Below are 20203 nucleotides of genomic sequence, written 5' to 3'. Positions count from 1 at the left end.
AATTGGGCACAGAAGACACCTACATGGACTGCCATTCTGTCGGGGAACTGATCACCGACAGAAGGAAGGACTCTCCATGGCGCTCCCGATGACACCCGACTACGACAGCTGGCCGATTGACGAGACTCTCGTGAAGGTCACCCACGAAGCGCGCTATCTCAGCGTGAGCTGGAGCGACGGACGCGTCAGTCGTTTCCACAGTGTCTGGTTGCGCGAGAACGCCGCGGATGACACCACCATCAATCCAGTGACACGCGAACGCATACTGGATCTCTCCCAGCTGCCAGCATGGCCGGAGATCGCCAAGGCCAGCATCGATGAGGACGGTGCGCTCAGCGTGCTGTTCACGTCGGAAGACCGCCGCCTGCGCTTCCACCCGGGCTTCCTGCGTGCCAATGATTACGACAACCAGAGTGTCTTGCCGCCAGAACTGCCGCCGCATGCTCTCTGGCATGGTGAACAGCTGGAACAGCCCCCGACCATCGACGCCGCCCGCCTGGCCAGTGCCGAGCATGGCAGCCAGCAGGAGTCCGAGATCCTCAATCCGGCCCTGCACGAGCTGCTCGGCAAGGGACTGGTGCGTCTGCGTAATCTGCCGGCGGAGTCCGGCGCCCTGGAGAAGGTCGCCGAGCGCATCGGCTCGATCCGCACCACCAACTTCGGTCACCTCTTCAATGTCCGCGCGATCCAGAACCCGGACTCCAACGCCTACACCTCCATCGCACTGCCACCGCATGTAGACTTGCCGACCCGGGAATACCAGCCGGGCCTGCAGTGTCTGCATTGCATCGAGAACAGCGTGGAAGGCGGCATGGCGGTGATGATGGATGGCTTCGCCATCGCCACGGCACTGAAGGAAGAACACCCAGAGGCCTACGAGACCCTCACCACGGTGCACTGGCGTTACGCCAATACCTCGCGCAATACCGATCACGTCTGGCATTCACCAATGATCGTGCTGGGCCAGGCGGGAGAGCTGCTGGAAGTGCGGATCGCCGACTTCCTGCGGGGCCCGATGATGGCACCGTTCGAGCAGACCGAAATCGCCTACGATGCCCTGATGACACTGCAGCGCATGCTGCGTGAGCCGCGCTTCGCCCTGCGCTTCACCTACGCGCCAGGTGACCTTGTCATCTTCGACAATCGCCGCCTTCTGCACGCCCGCGATGCCTTCGAAGGCGACAGCGGCAGCCGCTGGCTGCAGGGCTGCTACCTGGAGCGTGACGAGGTACGCTCGCGCTATCGCATGCTCAAGCGTACCGAGCGCGCGGAGCGGGTCGAGGCAACGCCTACGGTCTGATATTCGAACATCAAGATGGCATAAAGAAATGGCAGCCCCGAAAGTTTCCATACAAGCCTGGGGCTGCCCAGTATCGCACGCGATTTCAATGTTGATGCTCCTGATCATGCGCGGCGTGAGAATGACCATCTGCATCACCGTTGCTTTTCAGACCATGACTTTCCTGAGCAGGGCTTTCCTGCAAAGCATCATGATGCCCATCATCATGGGGTAACTCTCCAACCCCATCAGCATGGTGCGATGACTGCGATAGCGTAGTCTCACCTCCGCCATGTTGATGACCATCACTCGCTGCCACAAGGGCCGTATAACGCGCAGCACTCATGTCAGGAAGTTCTTCCATGAAAGCGACCATCTGCCAGATGTACTCATCCTGCATGCTCTGACCCCATGCCGGCATTCCGCTGGCTTTTATCCCATGCTTGATGACCCAGAAACGCTCATGAGGCTCACCGCTCATGGTAGATGCTGCGAAATTCGGGGGACTGGGATAAAGCCCCCTACTGAGTTCTGTCTCTGACACACCAGGTGCCAGATGGCAGGAGGCGCACATCGAGGCATAATTTCCTGCACCGGCGACAATCATGGCTTCATCATCAAGCAGGGGAGCCTGGATAGCACTGGAGTGGAACTCGATGGAGCGATCACGCGCCGTTTCAAATACTTCGTACACCCAACCCCAGTGCGGGTCATCCGCGGCCACACTGATGACCCCGGAATAAACCGCCCCCGCACCAAGAGTTGCCAGCATCATAAACGTCAGCCACATTCCCCATAGCATTTTTTCATGTCATATCCCTTGGTCAAGCAAGCATATTCAATGAACAGATCGTCTGACACCATGCAGACAATGGGGCCTTGCCTCGTCATGCTTCCTGAAATTCAGGAAAGGCGCAGTATCCAATCATGAGCAGGTCTTCACGAATGCCACGAATGCTGGTCACCGTCGCGGAGGCGTAACCTGATGACTGAACACCGCCGCCAGCGTGCTTCAGAACATCATGCGGATCCCAATCACGACACCCGTATCTTCTACCGTCTCGCTTTCCTCACGCCGCATATCAGCAGTTTCGCCATACTCCCGCTGCCAATACATACCTACATAAGGAGCTACTCTACGAGTCACCTCATAGCGAGCACGCAAGCCGATTCGCACAGAATTGAGACCCGACCCGATAGCCTGTTGTCTGGATTCATTGGCAGCAAGGACGATTTCACTACGTGGCTGTAGATACCAGCGCTGCGTCAGGCGTATATCATGTTCAAGTTCCAGACTGGCAGTGACGATGCCTCCCTCTCGATATTGGACTGCTGCATCCGTCTCGATTCTGTAGGGTGCAGTCCCTTGAAGCCCGAAGACCCCATACACGCTTTCATCATGATCATCGCTGAGTACGCCGCCCTGATAGCCACCTCCAAACTGAAACTCCCAGAAATCGGCAATCAGGCGACTATAAAGAAGCTCAAGTGACTCAAACTCGGCGTCTTCGCCATCGCCCTGGGTATTTTCTCCTTCTGACTTGAGATAGACACGATGGGTATCTCCGCCATACCAGGCCTGAAAATCCCATACCAGTGAGTCCTCGCCCTTATTCGGAAGGCTATATTCCAGGCGATCGAATGCTGCACTCCACTGGAGATGTTCTGCCATGGGTGATGGCCATGACTGCGGGGCATCATAGCCATCCTGAGCGAACGCTTGAGAGACACCAGCACTGGAGAACAGAAACGCCGTCACGCTGGCAAGACAAAATGAATGATGACTGATTGACATGATGACTCCTCAAGAAACCTTTACGACACGGAACATACCTGCGTCCATGTGATACAGAAGATGGCAATGGAAAGCCCAGCTACCTTCTGCATCTGCAGTGATCAACGCTGACACTCGCTCACCCGGTTTGACATTCAAGGTATGTTTGCGAGGAATCAGATCTCCTTGACCATTCTCCAACTCCATCCACATGCCGTGCAGGTGTATGGGATGCTCCATCATGGTGTCATTGATCAGGATGAGCCGAAGTCGCTCATCTTTCTTGAAGTGAATCGGGCCATTGACTTCACTGAACTTCTTGCCATCGAAGGACCACATATAGCGCTCCATGTTGCCGGTCAGATGCAGCTCCATCTCGCGCGTGGGGCCACGTCTGTCCGGCCAGGGCGCATGGGCCTTGAGGTCCTGATAGACCAATACACGACGCAGCGATTGATCCAGACCGATGCCTGCCTGGTCGTAACGAGCCCCCTGCTGAACAGCACCCGCCATCAGCATGCCATCCTTGGCTACATCGGCTTGCAGGCCCGTCATCTTCGAATGATCCATGCCTGCCATCTGCGAATGGTCCATACCGGCCATCTTCGAATGATCCATACCGGCCATCTGCGAATGGTCCATGCCGGCCATCTGCGAATGATCCATACCCGCATGAGCGCCCATGGCCTCCATCCCGCGATCAGCGATCTGTCGTCGTTCAGGTACGGGCGCCTCCATCCCGGGGCGAGGTGCCAGCGTGGCTCGCGCATAGCCACTGCGGTCCATGGCTTCGGCGAAGATGGTGTACGCCTTGTCGTCTTCCGGTGTCACCAGCACATCGTAGGCTTCCGCCACGGCAATGCGGAACTCATCCACTTCTACCGGTTGCACTGGCTGGCCATCTGCAGCGACCACGGTCATCTTCAAACCTGGAATACGTAAATCGAAGTAACTCATTGCCGAGCCATTGACGACACGCAGACGTACGGTTTCCCCACGCTTGAAGAGCGCGGTCCAATTTTCCTCAGGCGATTGACCATTGAGTAGATACGTATAGGTGCTGCCGGTGACATCCGCGATATCCCGCGAACTCATGCGCATCTCAGCCCACATGCTGCGTGCCTCGATCGTCTCTACCAGCCCTCTACGCCGAGCATCCGCAAAGAAATCATCGACAGTCCGCTCCTGGAAGTTGTAATACCCCTCCATGGTCTTGAGATTGCGAAAGACTGTCTTGGGATCTTCAAACGTCCAGTCAGTGAGCAGCAGGACATGCTCACGATCATATGTGAAGGCTTCGGGAGTCGCTGAATCGATGATCAGGGGCCCAGCATGGCCTTCCTGCTCCTGAAGGCCTGAATGGCTGTGATACCAGTAGGTACCGCTCTGCGTGACAGGAAACCGATAGGTAAAGGTCTCGCCTGGTGCGATTCCCGCGAAGCTGATACCCGGCACGCCGTCCATTTCCGGGGGAAGTATGATGCCATGCCAATGGATGGAGGTCGGCTCATCCATCAGGTTCGTCACCTTGATGACAGCATCCTGCCCCTCTTTCAAACGCACCATGGGGCCGGGGCTGCTGCCATTGATCGTGATGGGACGCGCGAACTGCCCGTCGATGTCGAAATCTTCACGACGAATGACAAGCGAGACTTCGGGGCCATGCACAACCCCTTGAGAATACGTCGATGTTCGCCCCCAGGGATTGGCCCAGGCAGGTGCCATTCCCAGCGCCATTGTACCTAGCCCCAGGGCAGAACCTCCCTTCAGCAATTGACGACGAGATACAGAGAAATCAGAGGTTCCTGATGCCATGGCCATTGTTGCCCCCGGGTCATGAATGATAAGTCATGACATGGATGAAGCCACGGCAAGCTGAAACGAACCTGAATGAAGAGACTATTTACGTGTTGGCAGATGCACGTTGACTCTCAATCCCCCTGCTGCTCCTGATGAGTAGCTCACGCAACCCGCGTATTGCTTGACGAGATGCGAAAGAATGGAGAGCCCCAACCCATAACCTGGGTAAGTTTCGTCCTGTCGCCATCCACGCTCGCCAAGATGGGCCAGTTGCTCCTGCGGCACCCCAGGACCATCATCCTCAATACAGAGTACGACCTGGTCACTCTCTATCGTCACTCGGCATTGCACCTGATTGACAGACCACTTGCCCGCATTATCCAGCAATATCCCGAGCATTTCGGTGAAATCCTGTGTCTCGACACTCACCCAGCCATCAGCATGCTCAACAGGCAAGTTCAGACATTCCAGCAAGAAGGTGCGCTGCGGATAGAGTCCCTGGAACATCTCGATCAATCGCCTGGCCTCTTCAGCAGGGCGCGTGGTCTGGCCCGTACGTGGGCCAGCAATACGGGCTCGCCTGAGTTCGGCCTCCAGCTGGGAGTGTATCGCTTCGACACGTTGCAGCATCTTGCCACGACGTACCTCATTGATCGGGCGTGTGCCCCGCAACACCTGCGTCAATGCCGCCAGAGGTGTCTTTAGAGCATGGGACAGGTTGGCGACGGACTCTCGTGAGCGAGTCAGACGGCGATCAAATTCATCCAGTAGCTTATTGAGCTGCGACACCAGCGTATCCAGCTCCGACGGCACCGTGAGGGCAATCCGCTTTCGATGGCCGGTTTGGAGTTCACTCAACTGATGACGCAAGCCACTCAAGGGCTTGAGACCCCGTCTTACCGCCAGCAGATTGAGTGACACGAGAATTCCCCACAACAACAAGGCGCTGGCACCAATCCACCAATGAACTCGGGTCAAGCCCTTCTCCACTGGCGAGAAATTCTCGGCAATCAACAATTGCACCCGTTGCCCGCGCAGATCAAAGCCATACCGATAGGCCAACATAGGCTGCTGCTGCAGCTGATGCATGAACAACGCATCCCCCTTGCCCTCAAGCAAGGGAAGCATCTCCGTCGGCATGGCAGGAAGCGAAGTACTGACCTCGTTCCCGACTCGCAACACATAGAAATGATGAAAGCTCAGAGACTCCTCGCGTGCCGCCACCATTAGCTGGGCAACAGGACGCTCATCTTTCTTGAGCAAGGTGACGATGTGAGATGCCTCATCCTTGAGACGCTCACCAAGAAAATCCTTCGCCAGCTCGTGCAGAAAGACCCCATGCAGATACCAGGCAAACAACACTACAGCGAGGGATGCCCCTCCCAGGCGTGTCAGCAGACGAAAACGAAGGCTACGACGATCGATGTGAAACAAGCAGGTACCCCTGTCCGCGACGGGTCTGTATCAAGTCCTTGCCCACGCGGCGGCGAAGACGAGCGATATAGACTTCCACCAGATTGGGTGCAGCGGCATCCTGCTCCAGTGCATAGAGCTGATCCAGCAACTGCACTTTGGAATGCACTCTGTCTGGATGATGCATGAGGTAGCGCAGCAAACGGAATTCGGTAGCCGTCAAGGTCGACCAATCCTCGCCGTCGCAACGGACACGTTGCGACTCCTCATCCAGCTGAATCCCGCTGACCTCAAGATACGTATGGCCTCCCCCTTGGCGACGCCGAAGCAGCGCATGAAGTCGCGCCAGCAACTCGGCTTCATGAAATGGCTTGGTCAGATAATCATCTGCCCCGCTGCGCAACCCCACAACCTTGTCCTCCCAGGTATCACGTGCCGTAAGAATCAGCACGGGAATATCCACGTGAGACTGTCGCCAGCGTTTCAGCAACTCCAACCCCGAACCATCCGGAAGCCCGAGATCCAGAACGACCAATGCATACTGTTCCGTCGCTATGAAAGCCTGTGCTTCATGCAGACTCGTGGAGACATCCAGTCGATAGCCATTATCTTCCAGCAGTTCAGCGAGGCTTTCTGCCAGCAGGTCATCATCCTCAAGCAACAACAGCTTCATGCCTACCCTCCTTTATCCCACTGACCTTCACTGAACACCGCTCCCATGACAAGCGCAACATCTGCAGAAAAGCCCCCATCCTGCAGGTATATGCTGAGTGCTGGCTGAAAAGCGCCAGCCACGGCAATGACAGGCACCGGACACTACACCATTGCCTTTGGAAAGCACCTCTCTGATGTCCAAGTCAGCCGACACTTGCCAGCTCATCAGCGGATGAATCTTCCAGGGGGGCCTGCAACACCCTCAGGTGACACCTGAGATACTGGGCAGAGCCTCTCTGTCACGGTAGCCTTGCACGCTTGTCAGGCAGGTCATACATCATGTCGTCTGCCTGAGACCCTATCCATCTTTATTGGCTATCTGCACAGGATGCCTGCAATGCCCGCCAATTCCGCCGATATTCCCTACCTCGCAAGCCTGCTCGATGGCCTCGCGCAGCATTTCCCGCTCTCGCTGCCTATCGTCTGCGCGTTGCTGCTACTTGCCCTGCTGACGTCAGCCTTGTCCGCTGCTGTCGGGGTTGGCGGTGGGACGTTGCTGATCATGATCATGGCGCAGTTGATGCCTGCCGCTGCATTGATTCCTGTCCATGGGATGGTACAGCTGGGTTCCAACGGCGGGCGCATGGCGATGACCTGGCGCCATATCGACATGCGCCGTCTGTTGGCCTTTCTGCCCGGTGTGGCGCTGGGTGCGCTGGTGGCAGCCTGGGTGTTGATCCGCTTGCCTGAAGGGGTGCTGGAGCTTTCCATCGCGCTGTTCGTGCTGTTCACCTGCTGGGGGCCGCCGCTGCCCAAGCGGGCATTGAGCCGCACAGGCACCTTGATCGCCGGTGCCATCACGACGTTCCTTTCGAGTCTGATCGGGGCCAGCGGCCCACTGGTCGCAAGCTTCATCAAGCAAGGCGGCGGCGAGCGTCACACCAAGGTGGCGACCTTCGCGGCCTGCATGGTCGCGCAGCACCTCACCAAGGCCTTCATCTTCGGCATGGCAGGGTTTCTCTTCCATGAGTGGTTGCCCCTGATCGTGCTGATGATCGGTGCGGGCCTGATCGGTACCCGCCTCGGACTGCGTTTTTTGGATCGTGTCTCCAACCGGCACTTCGATGGCCTGTTCAAATGGGCGCTGTCGTTGCTGGCGCTCAGGCTTGCCTGGCTGGGTAGCGTCTCTCTGATCAGTCATTGATCCGCCACCAGGCGGAACTCGGGGTGCGACATTATTGCGGGGGACACCACAGTGCTGGCTGAGGTAACGTGCCCCTTCTGCAAGTGCATACCTCTGACCAGAGGGTGTGAATCCCCATGGCTGGACCATGCACAAGTCAACGCGACCGAAGTCCAGAGGACATCAAGATGACGCATGCAAGACATTGGCTCACCACACTCGTCGCTGGCAGCCTGCTGTTCAGTGGCCAGGCATTCGCTCACGCCCATGTCAGCAGTGCCAATCCCGCGGACGGCGCCAGAATCGCCTCGCCGACTAGCATCAGCCTCACCTTCAGCGAAGGGCTGGAGTTGCCCTTCAGTGGCCTGGGTCTCAGCAGAGTCGATGGCAACCCCGTCTCCCTGGGGGATGCCACTCTCGACAATGGCGGCAAGACGTTGAACGCTCCGGTCAGCAAGACGCTCGAGGCAGGAAAATATGCCGTCAAATGGCATGTGCTTTCCACCGATGGTCACAAGACCGAAGGCCAGTATCAGTTCACCGTCACGCCGTGATCGGCCCCGATAACGCCCTTGCCGCGAGCCGCTTCGTCCTTGACGGAGCGGTCGTGTTCCTTTGGGGCGTCAGCGGATTCCTGCTGACATCGTCATCGCGCGAGCTGCGCCTCTGGCTTGAGGAGCGCTGGTCGGGGGCCTTGCGCCTGGCACTGGCATTGGCCGTGATCGCCACTGCCTGCCAACTGCCACTCCAGACTGCCATCATCGGGGCTGGCTGGGGAGATCTCTCCAATGTCTCCCTGGCATGGAGCGTCATGACCCAGACGACCTCGGGGCTTGCCTGGGCAGGCAAGGCAGGCATCCTGTCGATGGCACTGCTGCCGCTGATGGTGATTCCCGCACATCGCCTGGTGGTCCTGGCGCTTGCGAGCATGGCAATGTTGGCAAGCCTTGCGTTCTCCGGTCACGCCGCCATGCACGGTGGCTGGCTGGGAGGTATTCACCGCGCCAATCAATGGCTGCACCTACTCAGTGGTGGCTTCTGGATCGGGGCGTTGTTCCCGGTGGTGTCCACCCTGCGTGCATTGCATGCCGAAACTTTGTGCCAAGCCGCCAGAGCTGCCTTGATACGCTTCTCCCGCATGGGCCACCTCGCGGTCGCTCTGGTGGTCGTGACGGGGGCCCTCAATACCGGGCTGATTCTCGGGACACCCCCGCTGGACTGGTCACACCCTTATCAAGGACTGCTGGCCATCAAGATCGGGCTGGTACTCAGCATGGTCAGTATCGCCCTCTTCAATCGCTATTGGCTTGTGCCGAAGCTTTCCGGCCAGGGCGGCACCACACGAGCCCTTGAGTGGATGACGCGACTGGAAGTGATGTTGGCGGCGCTGGTACTGGGGCTGGTCGTGACGCTTTCCGCCCTCGATCCCTACTGATGATCGCAGCTTGCGTCTCTGTCCTCTCTACAGCGCCGCCCTTGCTGTCAAGATCCCTAGGCCTTCTTGCCTGCATCATCACCATGACATGTCTGCATTACTCACCATCAAAAACGCCCCGCTCAGCCAGAAGGCTGAGCGGGGCGTTGTTTGTCATGCGCAACTACAGATAAGAGGGATCAGAACGGATACTGACGTGGCTCGACCTGCAGACTGACCCATTGATCGGTGGTGAATTCCTCCAGCACCCAGTCGCCATTGAAGCGCCCAAGGCCTGAATTCTTCTCGCCGCCAAAGGGCGCGCGTGGATCATCATTCACCGGCATGTCATTGACGTGCACCATGCCCGCCTCGACCTTAAGCGCGAAGCGCTCGCCGCGTGCGATATCCGCGGTGAAGACGGAGGCCGAGAGGCCATATTCGGTGCCATTGGCAAGTTCCAGCGCATGCGCTTCATCACGGGCTTTCTGGATGCCGACCACCGGGCCGAAGATCTCGTTCTGCGCCAGGCTCATGTCATTGGTGACATCGGTGAACACATGCGGCGGCACCAGCTGACCCTGCGCCTCGCCCTCAAGCATCACCTTGGCGCCCTCGCCCTTGGCCGTCTCGATCATCTCGAGCAGACCATTACGCTGCTTGGCATTGATGATCGGCCCGATGACGGTATCGTCCTGGGCGGGGTTGCCGACCTTCAGCTCACGGGCACGCGCCACGAAGCGATCGACGAAGGCGTCATGGACCGACGCATCGACGATGATGCGGTTGATGGCCATGCAGATCTGCCCTTGATGCAGGAACTTGCCGACCAGCGCGGCGTCCACCGCCTGCTCGATGTTCGCATCGTCAAGCACCACGAAGGGGCTGTTGCCGCCCAGCTCCAAGGCAACCTGCTTGAGATGATCACCACCGACGGCGCGACTACCGATGCCCTTGCCCACCTGGGTGGAACCAGTGAAGGAGATCAGCCTCGGTACCTCGTGATCCACGAAGGCATCGCCGATCTCGCTGCCGGCACCGACCACCACGCTCAAGACGCCGGCAGGCAGCCCCGCCTCCTCGAACAATCTGGCCAGCAGCAGGCCGCCGGTCAGCGGGGTATCACTGGCCGGCTTTATGACGACGCTGTTGCCGAGTGCCAGTGCCGGCGCCAGGGAACGCTGGGTCAGATGCAGCGGGAAATTCCACGGGCTGATGATGCCGATGACACCCAGCGGCTTGCGGAAGACACGGCTCTCCTTGCCCGGTACCTGAGCCTCCATCACCATCCCGGCCACGCGATTGGCCATCGCGGCGGACTCCAGCGTGATCGCACGGGCCGCCGCCAGTTCCGCCTGAGCCTTGAGGCGGGTACTGCCCGACTCACGCACCAGCCAGCCGAGCAACTCCTCGCGTCGCTCGTCCATCAGCTCCACCACCTTGTGCATCACGCCAGCGCGCTCGCTCGCCGGTGTTAGAGCCCAGTCAGGCTGGACATCACGCGCCCTGCGATAGCTGGCATCGAGATCCTCGGCATTGACCATGGGAATCGAGAGCAGCGAGCTCTGATCGAAGGGATCCACCACCTCAAGCGTCCTGCCGGCTCGGCCGTTACGCCATTCTCCGGCGAGGGGTAGCTGCTCGAGGTTCTGATAGTCGCGGGACATGAGTCACTCCGTATCATGAGTATGATCAGGACATGGCGGTGCCGGAGCAAAACCCAACCGTTGCATCACAGCTGTGCCAGAATGGCACCTGCAACTGACCAGACCGTCCTTAACCGAGTGGAATGAGAGTCACTGGATGAGCCCCGAAGATCTGCAGAAACTGACGACCCGCCAGATGCCCTATGGCAAGTACGCCGGACGCTTGATTGCCGACCTGCCCGGCGATTACCTGGGCTGGTTTGCGCGCAAGGGATTTCCGCAAGGCGAGATAGGTCGCTTGCTGGCGCTGATGCACGAGATAGATCACAACGGGTTGAATGCCCTGTTGGAGCCGCTGCGACGTCGCTGACATGCAGAAGATGAGGTTCACGACAGGCGGCCGCTGGCCTCCAGTTGATCGAACATGTCGTGCAGCGTCGTCTCGAGGGGCCGGTAGATCAGCCCCAGCTGCTCACGGCTGCGGGTATTGTCGAACACGAAGGCATGCCCCACGTTGCGTGAGACGACCTTGCGGGTCACCGCCCTATTGACCAGCGGACCCGCCAGCCACACCAGCCATCTGGGCAGCTGGCGAGAGGGAATCGCATATTGCGGGCCGGCGTGATGACTCAACAGTCGCCCCAGCGCAATGAAGCTTGAGGAGTGCCCGGCGACCAGATGACGCCCGGTGGCCGTGGGCAAAAATCCCGCCGCCAGATGCGCCTCGGCGACATCCCGCACATCCACCACGCCCATGCCGTAATCCGGCGCGCCTATCCTGAGCGTACCGTCACAGAGCTGCGTCATCAGGCTGAAGGATTCGCCGTGCGTGTCATCGCTGATCGCGGGGCCGAGCACCAGCGAGGGATTGATCACCACCAGCCGCCAGCGCGACTGCTGCTCGGCGATCTGCCAGGCGGCCTGTTCCGCCAGCGTCTTGGAGTGGGAGTAGGCCTGGTGTGTCAGCGACGCCGTAGTATTCCAGACACTCTCGTCGAAACAGCCACGCGGGGTGTCCAGCGCATCGGCATTGTCACTGTAGATGGCAGCACAACTGCTGGTCAGCACCACGCGTTCGACACTGCTCTGACGATTGGCTTCCTGGAGCACGTTACGCGTGCCCTCCACTGCTGGCCGCACCAGATCTCGCTGTGCATCCTCGACACTGACGACAAAAGGCGAGGCGGTGTGAAAGACCACCGCACACCCCGCCATCGCCTCGGCGTAAGAGCCCTGCTCGAACAGATCACTGGCGAAGACGCGCAGCTTGCCCGACATGCTGTCTTCCAGTGCCTTGAGTGCCGCCAGACGCTCGGTGTTACCTGGATCCCGCACGGCGGCATGCACTGTCAGACCCTCCTGCAGCAAGCGACGGATCAGCTGTCCCGCCACATACCCCGTCGCTCCTGTCACCAGAACGGGGTGCGACCTGTCCAGATGAGCCAATGCGGCTAGCGTATTGTCATTGAGCGGCATGGAGAAGCCTCAGGGAAGGGGAAAACAGCGGGAATCGCTCTCTGCCTGGGAGCCCCCTCTCAAGCGGACAGCTTGACGAACCAGGTCCACAGGCCGCCGAGAATCAGCGACTCGGCAGCAAAGCGGAACAGATGACGCATGTCGATGCCATCCAGCATCAACCCCATCAGGCGTGCCGTCATGATGCCGGCGATACCCGCCACGGCGAGTGTCACCAGCACCGGCAACACTCCCAGACCGATCGGCGGATACATCAGCAGGTACCCTACCGCGATGACCCAGCCCCAGCGAATCCGACGCGAGATCGCCGCACCCGTTTGTCTGGGCACGGTCAAGGGCGTGTCATCCGGGCCCTTGAAGCGATTGACCAGCTCCGGCACTGCCGCAAGCAGCACCCCCGCCGCCAGCACGAAGCCCCCCAGAATCTGCAATACCATCATCATCGTGCCATCTTCCCTTGTCCGGTAATCAATGGCGCACATGCTACCAAGACTGTGCGGGCTTTGCCTGACCGGAATACGCGCCCTCACAAATCCTCGAGAATGGCCAAGGGTTATCTGCACCCATTCTTTCCTCCGGGCACCTTCCCATATGCGGCACGCTGATCTATCATCGCACCATCGTCATTTCGACAAGTCTCGACATATGGACAAGATGATATGAATGATACTGACAGCCTTCCCGACCCGCAGGCCACGCTGGACACCTTCGCGGCGCTATCCCAGGCCACGCGTCTGGACACGTTTCGCCTTCTGGTACGCCATGAGCCAGAGGGACTACCGGCCGGCGAGATCGCCCGTCGTCTCGAGGTGCCGCACAACACGCTCTCGACCCATCTGGGCGTGTTGAGTCGCGCGGGGCTGATCCACTCCCAGCGCGAGGGCCGTTCGCTGATCTACCGCGCCAACCTCGAGCACATGCTCGCCACCGTGCAGTTTCTGGTACGCGACTGCTGCGCGGGCTCCTCGGTGGTCTGCGATCCGTTGCTGGCCTCGTTCACCCCGCCCAGCTGCGGTGACGCCCACACTCCCGGTACGTCGCAGGAGCCCGGAAACGATGACTGAATCCACTCGCTCTTCCCACACGATCACGATCTACCACAACCCGGCCTGCGGCACGTCACGCAATGTGCTGGCCATGCTCAAGGCTTCCGGTGAGACACCGGAAGTCATCGAGTATCTGGTCACACCCCCGACGCGCGAGACGCTGAAAGCATTGATCGACGCCATGGGCGATGGACCGCGCCCGCTGCTGCGCCGCAAGGGTACGCCGTATGACGAGCTCAATCTGGATGACCCGTCCATGAGCGATGCCGAGCTGATCGACGCCATGATCGCCCACCCGATCCTGATCAATCGCCCCATCGTGGTGACGCCCGAAGCCACGCGCCTGTGCCGCCCGTCGGAGACGGTACTGGAGCTTCTGGACAATCCGGTCGCGCACTACACCAAGGAAGACGGCGACGTCGTCCACGCCCCAAGGACTTGACCCATGAACGCACACACTTCCACCCACTCTCACCTGCCGACAGGCGACACCATGACAGACGCGATGAAAGCGGCATTGGCCGATCTGCCCAATATCGACGCCGAACACTGGCGCCCGCTGGAGATCGACCGTCTGGTCGGCCCCGGTGCGCCGCGTCATGCACCGCGCATTCTGGTGCTGTACGGCTCCCTGCGTGAGCGTTCCTTCTCGCGCTTTGCCGCCGAGGAAGCGGCGCGCCTGTTGACCGCATTCGGCGCGGAAGTCCGCCTTTACTCGCCGGCGGGCCTGCCGCTGCCGGATGACTGCGATGCCGATCACCCCAAGGTGCAGGAGCTGCGCGAGCTGGCTCAGTGGTCCGAGGGCATGCTCTGGGCCAGCCCTGAACGTCATGGCGCGATGACCTCGATCATGAAGGCGCAGATCGACTGGATTCCGCTGTCACTGGGCGGCGTACGTCCTACCCAGGGCAAGACGCTGGCCATCCTTCAGGTCAGCGGCGGCAGCCAGAGCTTCAACAGCGTCAACCAGATGCGCATTCTGGGGCGCTGGATGCGCATGCTGACCATCCCCAACCAGTCATCCGTGCCCAAGGCCTTCAATGAATTCGATGAAACCGGCCGCATGCGCATGTCACCGCTGTATCTGCGCATCGTCGATGTCTGTGAAGAGCTGATGAAGTTCACCTGGATGAACCGCGAGCGCAGTGACTATCTGACCGAGCGCTATTCCGAGCGTGTCGAGAGTGCCGAAGAGGTCTCGAAACGCGTCAATCAGAGCACGATCTGACGCTGTCCGTGTTCGCACACGTCGTGCTTCTCTTGCTCTTCCCCCTCGACAAGGAGACGTCATGCTTGCCTTGGCAATCTTCGTCATCACGCTGGCACTGGTGATCTGGCAACCACGCGGTCTGGGCATCGGCACCAGTGCACTGGGCGGCGCCGTGATCGCACTGGTCTGCGGCGTGGTCACGCTGCCGGACGTACTGGTGGTGTGGGACATCGTCTGGGACGCCACCTTCACCTTCGTGGCGCTGATCATCATCTCGCTGATTCTCGATGAAGTGGGCTTCTTCAGCTGGGCGGCACTGCATATCGCACGCTGGGGCGGCGGCAACGGACGCAGGCTGTTCCCGCTCATCGTGCTACTAGGCGCGGTGATCGCGGCCTTCTTCGCCAATGATGGCGCGGCCCTTTTGCTGACACCGATCGTGATCGCGATTCTGGTACGCCTGGAATTCTCGGCGGCGGCCTCGCTGGCCTTCATCATCGCCACCGGGTTCGTGGCGGATTCCACCAGCCTGCCGCTGGTGATCTCGAATCTGGTCAACATCGTCAGTGCCAACTACTTCGATATCTCCTTCACGCATTACGCCGCCGTGATGGTGCCGGTCGATCTGATCGCGCTGGCCGCCACGCTGATCGTGCTGTGGCTGATGTTCCGCAAGGAACTACCGTCACACTATGCGCTGGAGAAACTCGAGGCACCCTCGAGCGCCATCAAGGACCCCCAGGTCTTCCGCGCGGCCTTCCCGCTGCTGGGGGTGCTGCTGGTGTCCTACTTCGTGACCGCGCCCTTGGGCATTCCGCTCGCCGTCGTCACCGGCAGCGCCGCGCTGATGCTGCTGGCCATCGCCGGCCGCTGGCTGGGCAGCGGTGATGCCGTGATCGAACTCGGCCCGGTACTGCGCGGTGCACCATGGCAGATCGTGCTGTTCTCGGTGGGCATGTATCTGGTGGTCTACGGGCTGGGCAATGCCGGCCTGACCGATCACGCCAGCGACATCCTCGCCTGGCTTGCCAGCCAGGGCAGTCTGATCGCCACCCTCGGTACCGGCGTGCTGGCTGCCGTCACCGCCTCGGTGATGAACAACATGCCGGCCACGCTGATCGGCGCGCTGGCCATCGACCACCTCACCGCGCAGCAGGTCAGTGACGCGACGCGTGAGCTGATGATCTATGCCAACGTGATCGGCAATGATCTGGGCCCCAAGTTCACCCCGATCGGCAGTCTCGCCACACTGCTGTGGCTGCATGTGCTCGATCAGAAAGGCCATCACATCAGTTGGGGCCAGTACATCAAGGTCGGTCTGGTGCTGACCCCGCCGGTACTGATCGCCACCCTGCTCGGCCTGTGGGCCTGGCTGGGCGTGCTCAATGGCTGACGGCCCGCCATCTCCTGGCCAAGGGCCATGGCTTAGATCGCGACCCATGCCGTCATGACATGGGCACTTGCACAAGAAAGCCCCGCCGCATCCCGGCGGGGCTTTTGCGTTGCGTGCGTCATTGCCCGAGATAGAGATGTCCGCCGTCAGAGCTGGCGGCGGCTGACGATGACTCCACTGTCGGCCGCTTCACCCTCGGCGGCGATCTGCGCGCGCATCCAGTCGCAGAATTGCTGCACGTGTCTGGCAGGCTGCGGGTGATGGAACAGCCAGTAGGCACGCTGGCGGTTGGCGGCCATCTCGAACAGGCATTCCAGGGTGCCGTCCTCAAGCTCCTTGCGGATCAGGCGTGGCGGACACAGCGCGACCCCCTGCCCCGCGACCACCGCAGCACTCAGCAGACTGAAGTCCTGATAGAGATCGCCCTTGTCGAGTTGGGAGGGATACAGCCCGCAGTTGTTGAACCAGTCATGCCAGGGCTGGCGCGACTGGTCGTGGATCAGCTCCAGCTTCAACAGGTCCGCCGGCTGGGACGGGCGGCGGTGATGCTCCAGATACAGCGGACTGGCCACCGGCTGGGTAGCCCCCGAGAACAAGCGGAACGCCTGTGATGCCTTGTCCGGGAGTTCGTCCTGCCAGGTGATCATCACATCGACCTCCGGCAGCAGTCCCCGCGCACTGACGCCGGCATATTGCAGGCTGACCGCGATATCAGGGCATTGCTCGCGAAAGCTGTTGAGCCGCGGGATCAGCCAGCGCACCGCCACTGAAGGAAGACAGCTGACGCGCAGCTGGCGCCGCTGATGCACGCCTTGTGGGTCGACCTCGAATTCGGCCACCGACTGCTCGATTCTGGCAAAGCCGGCCTGCAGGCCATCGGCCAGTCGACGCCCGGCATGTGACAGCACCACGCCGCGTCCAGCCCGCTCCAACAGACTGACCTCCAGCGTGGCCTCCAGGCGGCGGATCTGGTGACTCACCGCCGATTGGGTGATGTTGAGCTCATCCGCAGCCGCAGTAATGCTTCCCAGGCGTGACACGACCTCGAAAGCATTGAGCGATGACAGACTGGGTCGCATGGGTTGTCCTTGATGACTGGCCTGGCCGGGTGCCAGAACTGGGTGCCGAGTGCCTGTGCCAAGCGCTGTGCCGAGTACTTGCGAGCAGCGTCCTGATAGAAGAAAGGCGTCAACCAGCACACGACGGCTACCCATGATATTGAGTCATATGTTAAACGAAAAATGATCAGTTTTCTGCAATCCACCTCATGGTTAAGGTGACGGTGTCAGTGCTATTGCCAGCTCCCCGCGGCTTGTTCCGTGCAAGCCTGCTGCAACACGACATCACTGGTGAACAATAACAAGACGCCTCGGCGTCACCATGAGGTCTCCTAGGATGAACTTACCTGTCCTGCTGTCGTTCGGGCTCTATCTGCTGCTGATGCTGGGCATCGGCATCTACTTCTATCGCATCACCCACAATCTGTCGGATTACATCCTCGGGGGACGCGGCTTGCCGCCAAGCGTCGCGGCCTTGAGTGCCGGCGCTTCCGATCTCAGCGGCTGGGCCCTGATGGGCCTGCCCGGCGCCATCTTCAGTGGTGGCCTCTCGCAAGCCTGGATCGCGGTATGGACCCTGGTCGGCGTCTACCTGAACTGGACCCTGGTCGCCGAGCGACTGCGCGTGTTCACCGAAGCGGCCGGCAATGCGCTGACGGTGCCGGATTATCTGGAAGCGCGTTTCGAAGACCGCTCGCGCGTACTGCGCACTCTGTCATCCGTGGTCATGCTGGTGTTCTTCACCTTCTATGTCTCGGCGGGCCTGGTCGGTGGTGCCGTGCTGTTCGAAGGTCTCTTCGACATCGATTACCGCGTCGCACTGTGGTTGGGCGCGCTGGTCATCGTCGGCTATACCTTCCTCGGTGGCTTCCTCGCCGCTTCGTGGACCGACCTCATCCAGGGCCTGATGATGGCCGCCTCGCTGTGTGCCGTGGCTGCCATGACGGCGGTGGCGCTGTTCGGCGATGGCGCAGCCGCCCCGGCAGCGGCGCAGGATGTCGCCCCCATCGGTGGTCTAATGGAAGGCGTGACCTTCCTGGGCATGCTGTCGCTGGCCGGCTGGGCGATCGGCTACTGTGGCCAGCCACACGTCGTGGTGCGTTTCATGGCCGTGCGCAAGCGTGAAGATATCAAGGTGTCACGTCATATCGCCCTGCTGTGGTCCGCCATCACCATGGCAGCTGCGGTAGCAGTGGGCGTGCTGGGTTACTACTGGTTCGGCGGTGAGCTGGGTGGCGGTCTCACGGACAGCGAGCGTGTCTTCATCTCCCTGAGCCAGATCATGCTCAACCCCTGGGTGGCAGGCTTCATTCTGGCCGGCGTCCTGGCCGCGATCATGAGTACCGTCGATTCCCAGCTGCTGGTCTGCTCCAGCGCCATCGCCGAAGACATCTACCGTGGCTTGATTCGCCCCAAGGCGACGCAGAAGGAGCTGGTCTGGCTGAGCCGTGCCAGCGTGATCGGCATCGCACTGCTCGCCACCGTGATGGGCAGCGAGCGTGACAGCAGCATCCTGGGCCTGGTGTCCTACGCCTGGGGTGGCTTCGGCGCCGCCTTCGGTCCCGTCATCCTGCTGTCACTGTTCTGGCGTGGCATGACCCGCAATGGCGCCATCGCCGGCCTGCTGGTCGGTGCCCTTACCGTCGCGATCTGGAAGCCGCTGAGCGGCGGCCCGCTGGAAATATTCGACATGTTCGAGGTCGTACCCGGCTTCCTGTTCGCCCTGATCGCCGTCGGCATCGTCAGCCGCATGAACGCAGAACCTGCCGCCAGCGCCTGCTTCGACCGTCTGATGAAGCACTGGCGCCGCGAACAGGCCTGACCCCGCGCAGGGGGACCGAGAAACTTCCCTGTGCCCTGCAGATACCGCCACTGCCGGCCATCACACTTGCCGGCAGTGCACGAAAGCCCCGACCGGGCAGCGAATTCCAGGCAGTCCGGCCTGGTCATCAGACCCAATTTCGATTTACGAGGAGTCCTGTCATGAGTGATGTACCTGCCGCCTATCAAGCCAGCAAGGGATCGATTCTGGACGTCGATCGCGACTTCTACGACAGCCTCACCGAAGGCAAGGCCGAGCGCACACTGGTCGCGACCCATACCGTGCCGCTGCGCGATGGACTGGCATGGGAAGTGCCGGCGGGCCACGTGCTGCGCATCAAGATCACCGAAGGCTCACAGGTCGGTGATTTCAACATGTGGAATCTGCACAATCCGCGTGAACGCATGTGGGCGTCTCGCACCCGCCAGCTGCAGCGTGCGCATGTCAGCACCTATGATCGCCTGTGGTCCACACTGCCCTACCTGCGCCCGATGGCGACCATCATCGATGACACCCTCGCCGACTATGGTGTCGATGCAGAAGGCGGTCGCGTGCATGACCTGCTGGGCACGCGCTGCGACCCCTACGTCAATCGCCTGCTGACCGGCGAGGACTTCGATCACCACTGCCACTCCAATCTGGTCCGCGCGGTGGAGCCCTGGGGCCTGACCGAATTCGATATCCACGATGTGCTCAACATCTTCCAGTGCACCGGCCTCAACAACGAAGACAAGTACTTCATGAAGGCCTGCCCGGCTCGCAAGGGCGATTACCTGGAGTTCTTTGCCGAGACGGACCTGCTGTGCGCGATGTCCTGCTGCCCGGGTGGCGATCTGTCTGTGGACCTGTGGGGCCCTGATGCGCGTGACCCGCTCGAGACCTGCAACCCGCTCGGTGTGGAGATCTACCGGCTGGAAGGCGATGTTCTCGCAGGCTGGGAGTCGCCCAAGGTCGCGGCTTACGCCGGTAATCACGGCCGCCAGCACCCCACCACCGACTGGGCCGCCATCAAGCGTGAGCGCTGCTGCTGAGGCG

The 20203-nt window shown here is 60.5% G+C and carries 20 protein-coding genes; 11 read left to right on the top strand and 9 right to left on the bottom strand.

Features of this window, described 5'->3' with window-relative positions:
• Positions 1-76: 76 nt before the first annotated feature.
• Complete coding sequence (locus tag AC26AR_RS07050) at positions 77-1300, top strand: TauD/TfdA family dioxygenase (protein ID WP_488107783.1); 1224 nt, start codon at positions 77-79, stop codon at positions 1298-1300.
• A gap of 85 nt (positions 1301-1385) precedes the next feature.
• Here AC26AR_RS07050 and AC26AR_RS07045 read toward each other — a convergent pair whose 3' ends face one another.
• From AC26AR_RS07045 to AC26AR_RS07025, 5 genes are all read right to left on the bottom strand, one after another.
• A complete protein-coding gene (locus tag AC26AR_RS07045) occupies positions 1386-2069 on the bottom strand; it encodes a c-type cytochrome (protein ID WP_404625376.1) in 684 nt (227 codons plus the stop codon).
• A gap of 222 nt (positions 2070-2291) precedes the next feature.
• Positions 2292-3074 (bottom strand): copper resistance protein B, encoded by a 783-nt coding sequence (locus AC26AR_RS07040; protein ID WP_488107782.1) that lies wholly within the window; start codon positions 3072-3074, stop codon positions 2292-2294.
• Positions 3075-3083: 9 nt separating this feature from the next.
• Complete coding sequence (locus tag AC26AR_RS07035) at positions 3084-4874, bottom strand: copper resistance system multicopper oxidase (protein ID WP_404625373.1); 1791 nt, start codon at positions 4872-4874, stop codon at positions 3084-3086.
• A gap of 78 nt (positions 4875-4952) precedes the next feature.
• The gene (locus AC26AR_RS07030; RefSeq protein WP_417285942.1) at positions 4953-6287 is read right to left on the bottom strand and encodes an ATP-binding protein; all 1335 of its coding nucleotides are present in this window, start codon (positions 6285-6287) and stop codon (positions 4953-4955) included.
• Positions 6265-6939 carry a response regulator gene (locus tag AC26AR_RS07025; RefSeq protein WP_176493219.1) on the bottom strand — a complete coding sequence of 225 codons (675 nt, stop codon included), beginning with the start codon at positions 6937-6939 and terminating at the stop codon, positions 6265-6267. The genes AC26AR_RS07030 and AC26AR_RS07025 overlap by 23 nt, the downstream gene beginning before the upstream one ends.
• A 378-nt stretch (positions 6940-7317) precedes the next feature.
• On the opposite strand from AC26AR_RS07025, the gene AC26AR_RS07020 reads away from it, so the two are divergent.
• The 3 genes from AC26AR_RS07020 to copD all read left to right on the top strand — a co-directional run bounded on the left by AC26AR_RS07020 (position 7318) and on the right by copD (position 9538).
• Positions 7318-8124, top strand: a complete 807-nt coding sequence (locus AC26AR_RS07020) for a sulfite exporter TauE/SafE family protein (RefSeq protein WP_176493218.1) — start codon at positions 7318-7320, stop codon at positions 8122-8124.
• Between the two features lie 167 nt (positions 8125-8291).
• Complete coding sequence (gene copC / locus AC26AR_RS07015) at positions 8292-8657, top strand: copper homeostasis periplasmic binding protein CopC (protein ID WP_136937901.1); 366 nt, start codon at positions 8292-8294, stop codon at positions 8655-8657.
• Positions 8591-9538: a copper homeostasis membrane protein CopD gene (copD, locus tag AC26AR_RS07010; protein ID WP_488107781.1), complete on the top strand. Its 948-nt coding sequence runs from the start codon at positions 8591-8593 to the stop codon at positions 9536-9538. Before copC ends, copD begins: the two co-directional genes overlap by 67 nt.
• A 179-nt stretch (positions 9539-9717) precedes the next feature.
• On the opposite strand, the gene AC26AR_RS07005 is transcribed toward copD, so the two are convergent.
• Entirely contained in the window at positions 9718-11184 is a 1467-nt protein-coding gene (locus AC26AR_RS07005) for an aldehyde dehydrogenase family protein (RefSeq protein WP_417285943.1), read from the bottom strand.
• 136 nt (positions 11185-11320) lie between these two features.
• Here AC26AR_RS07005 and AC26AR_RS07000 point away from each other — a divergent pair, with 136 nt between their 5' ends.
• Entirely contained in the window at positions 11321-11533 is a 213-nt protein-coding gene (locus tag AC26AR_RS07000; RefSeq protein WP_052384432.1) for a DUF3820 family protein, read from the top strand.
• 17 nt (positions 11534-11550) lie between these two features.
• Here the strand turns inward: AC26AR_RS07000 and AC26AR_RS06995 are convergent, their stop codons facing one another.
• Both AC26AR_RS06995 and AC26AR_RS06990 read right to left on the bottom strand, forming a co-directional pair.
• Positions 11551-12639: an NAD-dependent epimerase/dehydratase family protein gene (locus AC26AR_RS06995; RefSeq protein ID WP_488107780.1), complete on the bottom strand. Its 1089-nt coding sequence runs from the start codon at positions 12637-12639 to the stop codon at positions 11551-11553.
• A gap of 59 nt (positions 12640-12698) precedes the next feature.
• Positions 12699-13082 (bottom strand): hypothetical protein, encoded by a 384-nt coding sequence (locus AC26AR_RS06990; protein WP_077376856.1) that lies wholly within the window; start codon positions 13080-13082, stop codon positions 12699-12701.
• A 216-nt stretch (positions 13083-13298) separates the two neighbouring features.
• Here AC26AR_RS06990 and AC26AR_RS06985 point away from each other — a divergent pair, with 216 nt between their 5' ends.
• From AC26AR_RS06985 to AC26AR_RS06970, 4 genes are all read left to right on the top strand, one after another.
• The gene (locus AC26AR_RS06985; protein ID WP_417285945.1) at positions 13299-13703 is read left to right on the top strand and encodes an ArsR/SmtB family transcription factor; all 405 of its coding nucleotides are present in this window, start codon (positions 13299-13301) and stop codon (positions 13701-13703) included.
• Complete coding sequence (gene arsC, locus AC26AR_RS06980) at positions 13696-14127, top strand: arsenate reductase (glutaredoxin) (protein WP_417285946.1); 432 nt, start codon at positions 13696-13698, stop codon at positions 14125-14127. Before AC26AR_RS06985 ends, arsC begins: the two co-directional genes overlap by 8 nt.
• A gap of 63 nt (positions 14128-14190) precedes the next feature.
• Positions 14191-14913 (top strand): arsenical resistance protein ArsH, encoded by a 723-nt coding sequence (gene arsH / locus AC26AR_RS06975; protein WP_417285953.1) that lies wholly within the window; start codon positions 14191-14193, stop codon positions 14911-14913.
• Positions 14914-14974: 61 nt separating this feature from the next.
• Positions 14975-16288, top strand: coding sequence for an arsenic transporter (locus AC26AR_RS06970; RefSeq protein WP_417285947.1), 1314 nt, complete (start codon positions 14975-14977; stop codon positions 16286-16288).
• A gap of 146 nt (positions 16289-16434) precedes the next feature.
• Here the strand turns inward: AC26AR_RS06970 and AC26AR_RS06965 are convergent, their stop codons facing one another.
• A complete protein-coding gene (locus AC26AR_RS06965) occupies positions 16435-17367 on the bottom strand; it encodes a LysR substrate-binding domain-containing protein (protein WP_170877434.1) in 933 nt (310 codons plus the stop codon).
• 316 nt (positions 17368-17683) lie between these two features.
• On the opposite strand from AC26AR_RS06965, the gene putP reads away from it, so the two are divergent.
• Together putP and AC26AR_RS06955 are read left to right on the top strand one after the other, a co-directional pair.
• The gene (gene putP, locus AC26AR_RS06960; RefSeq protein ID WP_077376871.1) at positions 17684-19168 is read left to right on the top strand and encodes a sodium/proline symporter PutP; all 1485 of its coding nucleotides are present in this window, start codon (positions 17684-17686) and stop codon (positions 19166-19168) included.
• Positions 19169-19329: 161 nt separating this feature from the next.
• The gene (locus AC26AR_RS06955) at positions 19330-20199 is read left to right on the top strand and encodes an urea carboxylase-associated family protein (protein ID WP_054556025.1); all 870 of its coding nucleotides are present in this window, start codon (positions 19330-19332) and stop codon (positions 20197-20199) included.
• Positions 20200-20203: the final 4 nt, after the last annotated feature.

It is taken from the genome of Cobetia sp. PS-4MA (assembly GCF_057670765.1).
The sequence above is the reverse complement of the archived record's forward strand: the minus strand, read 5'-3'. Positions and strand labels throughout refer to the sequence as shown.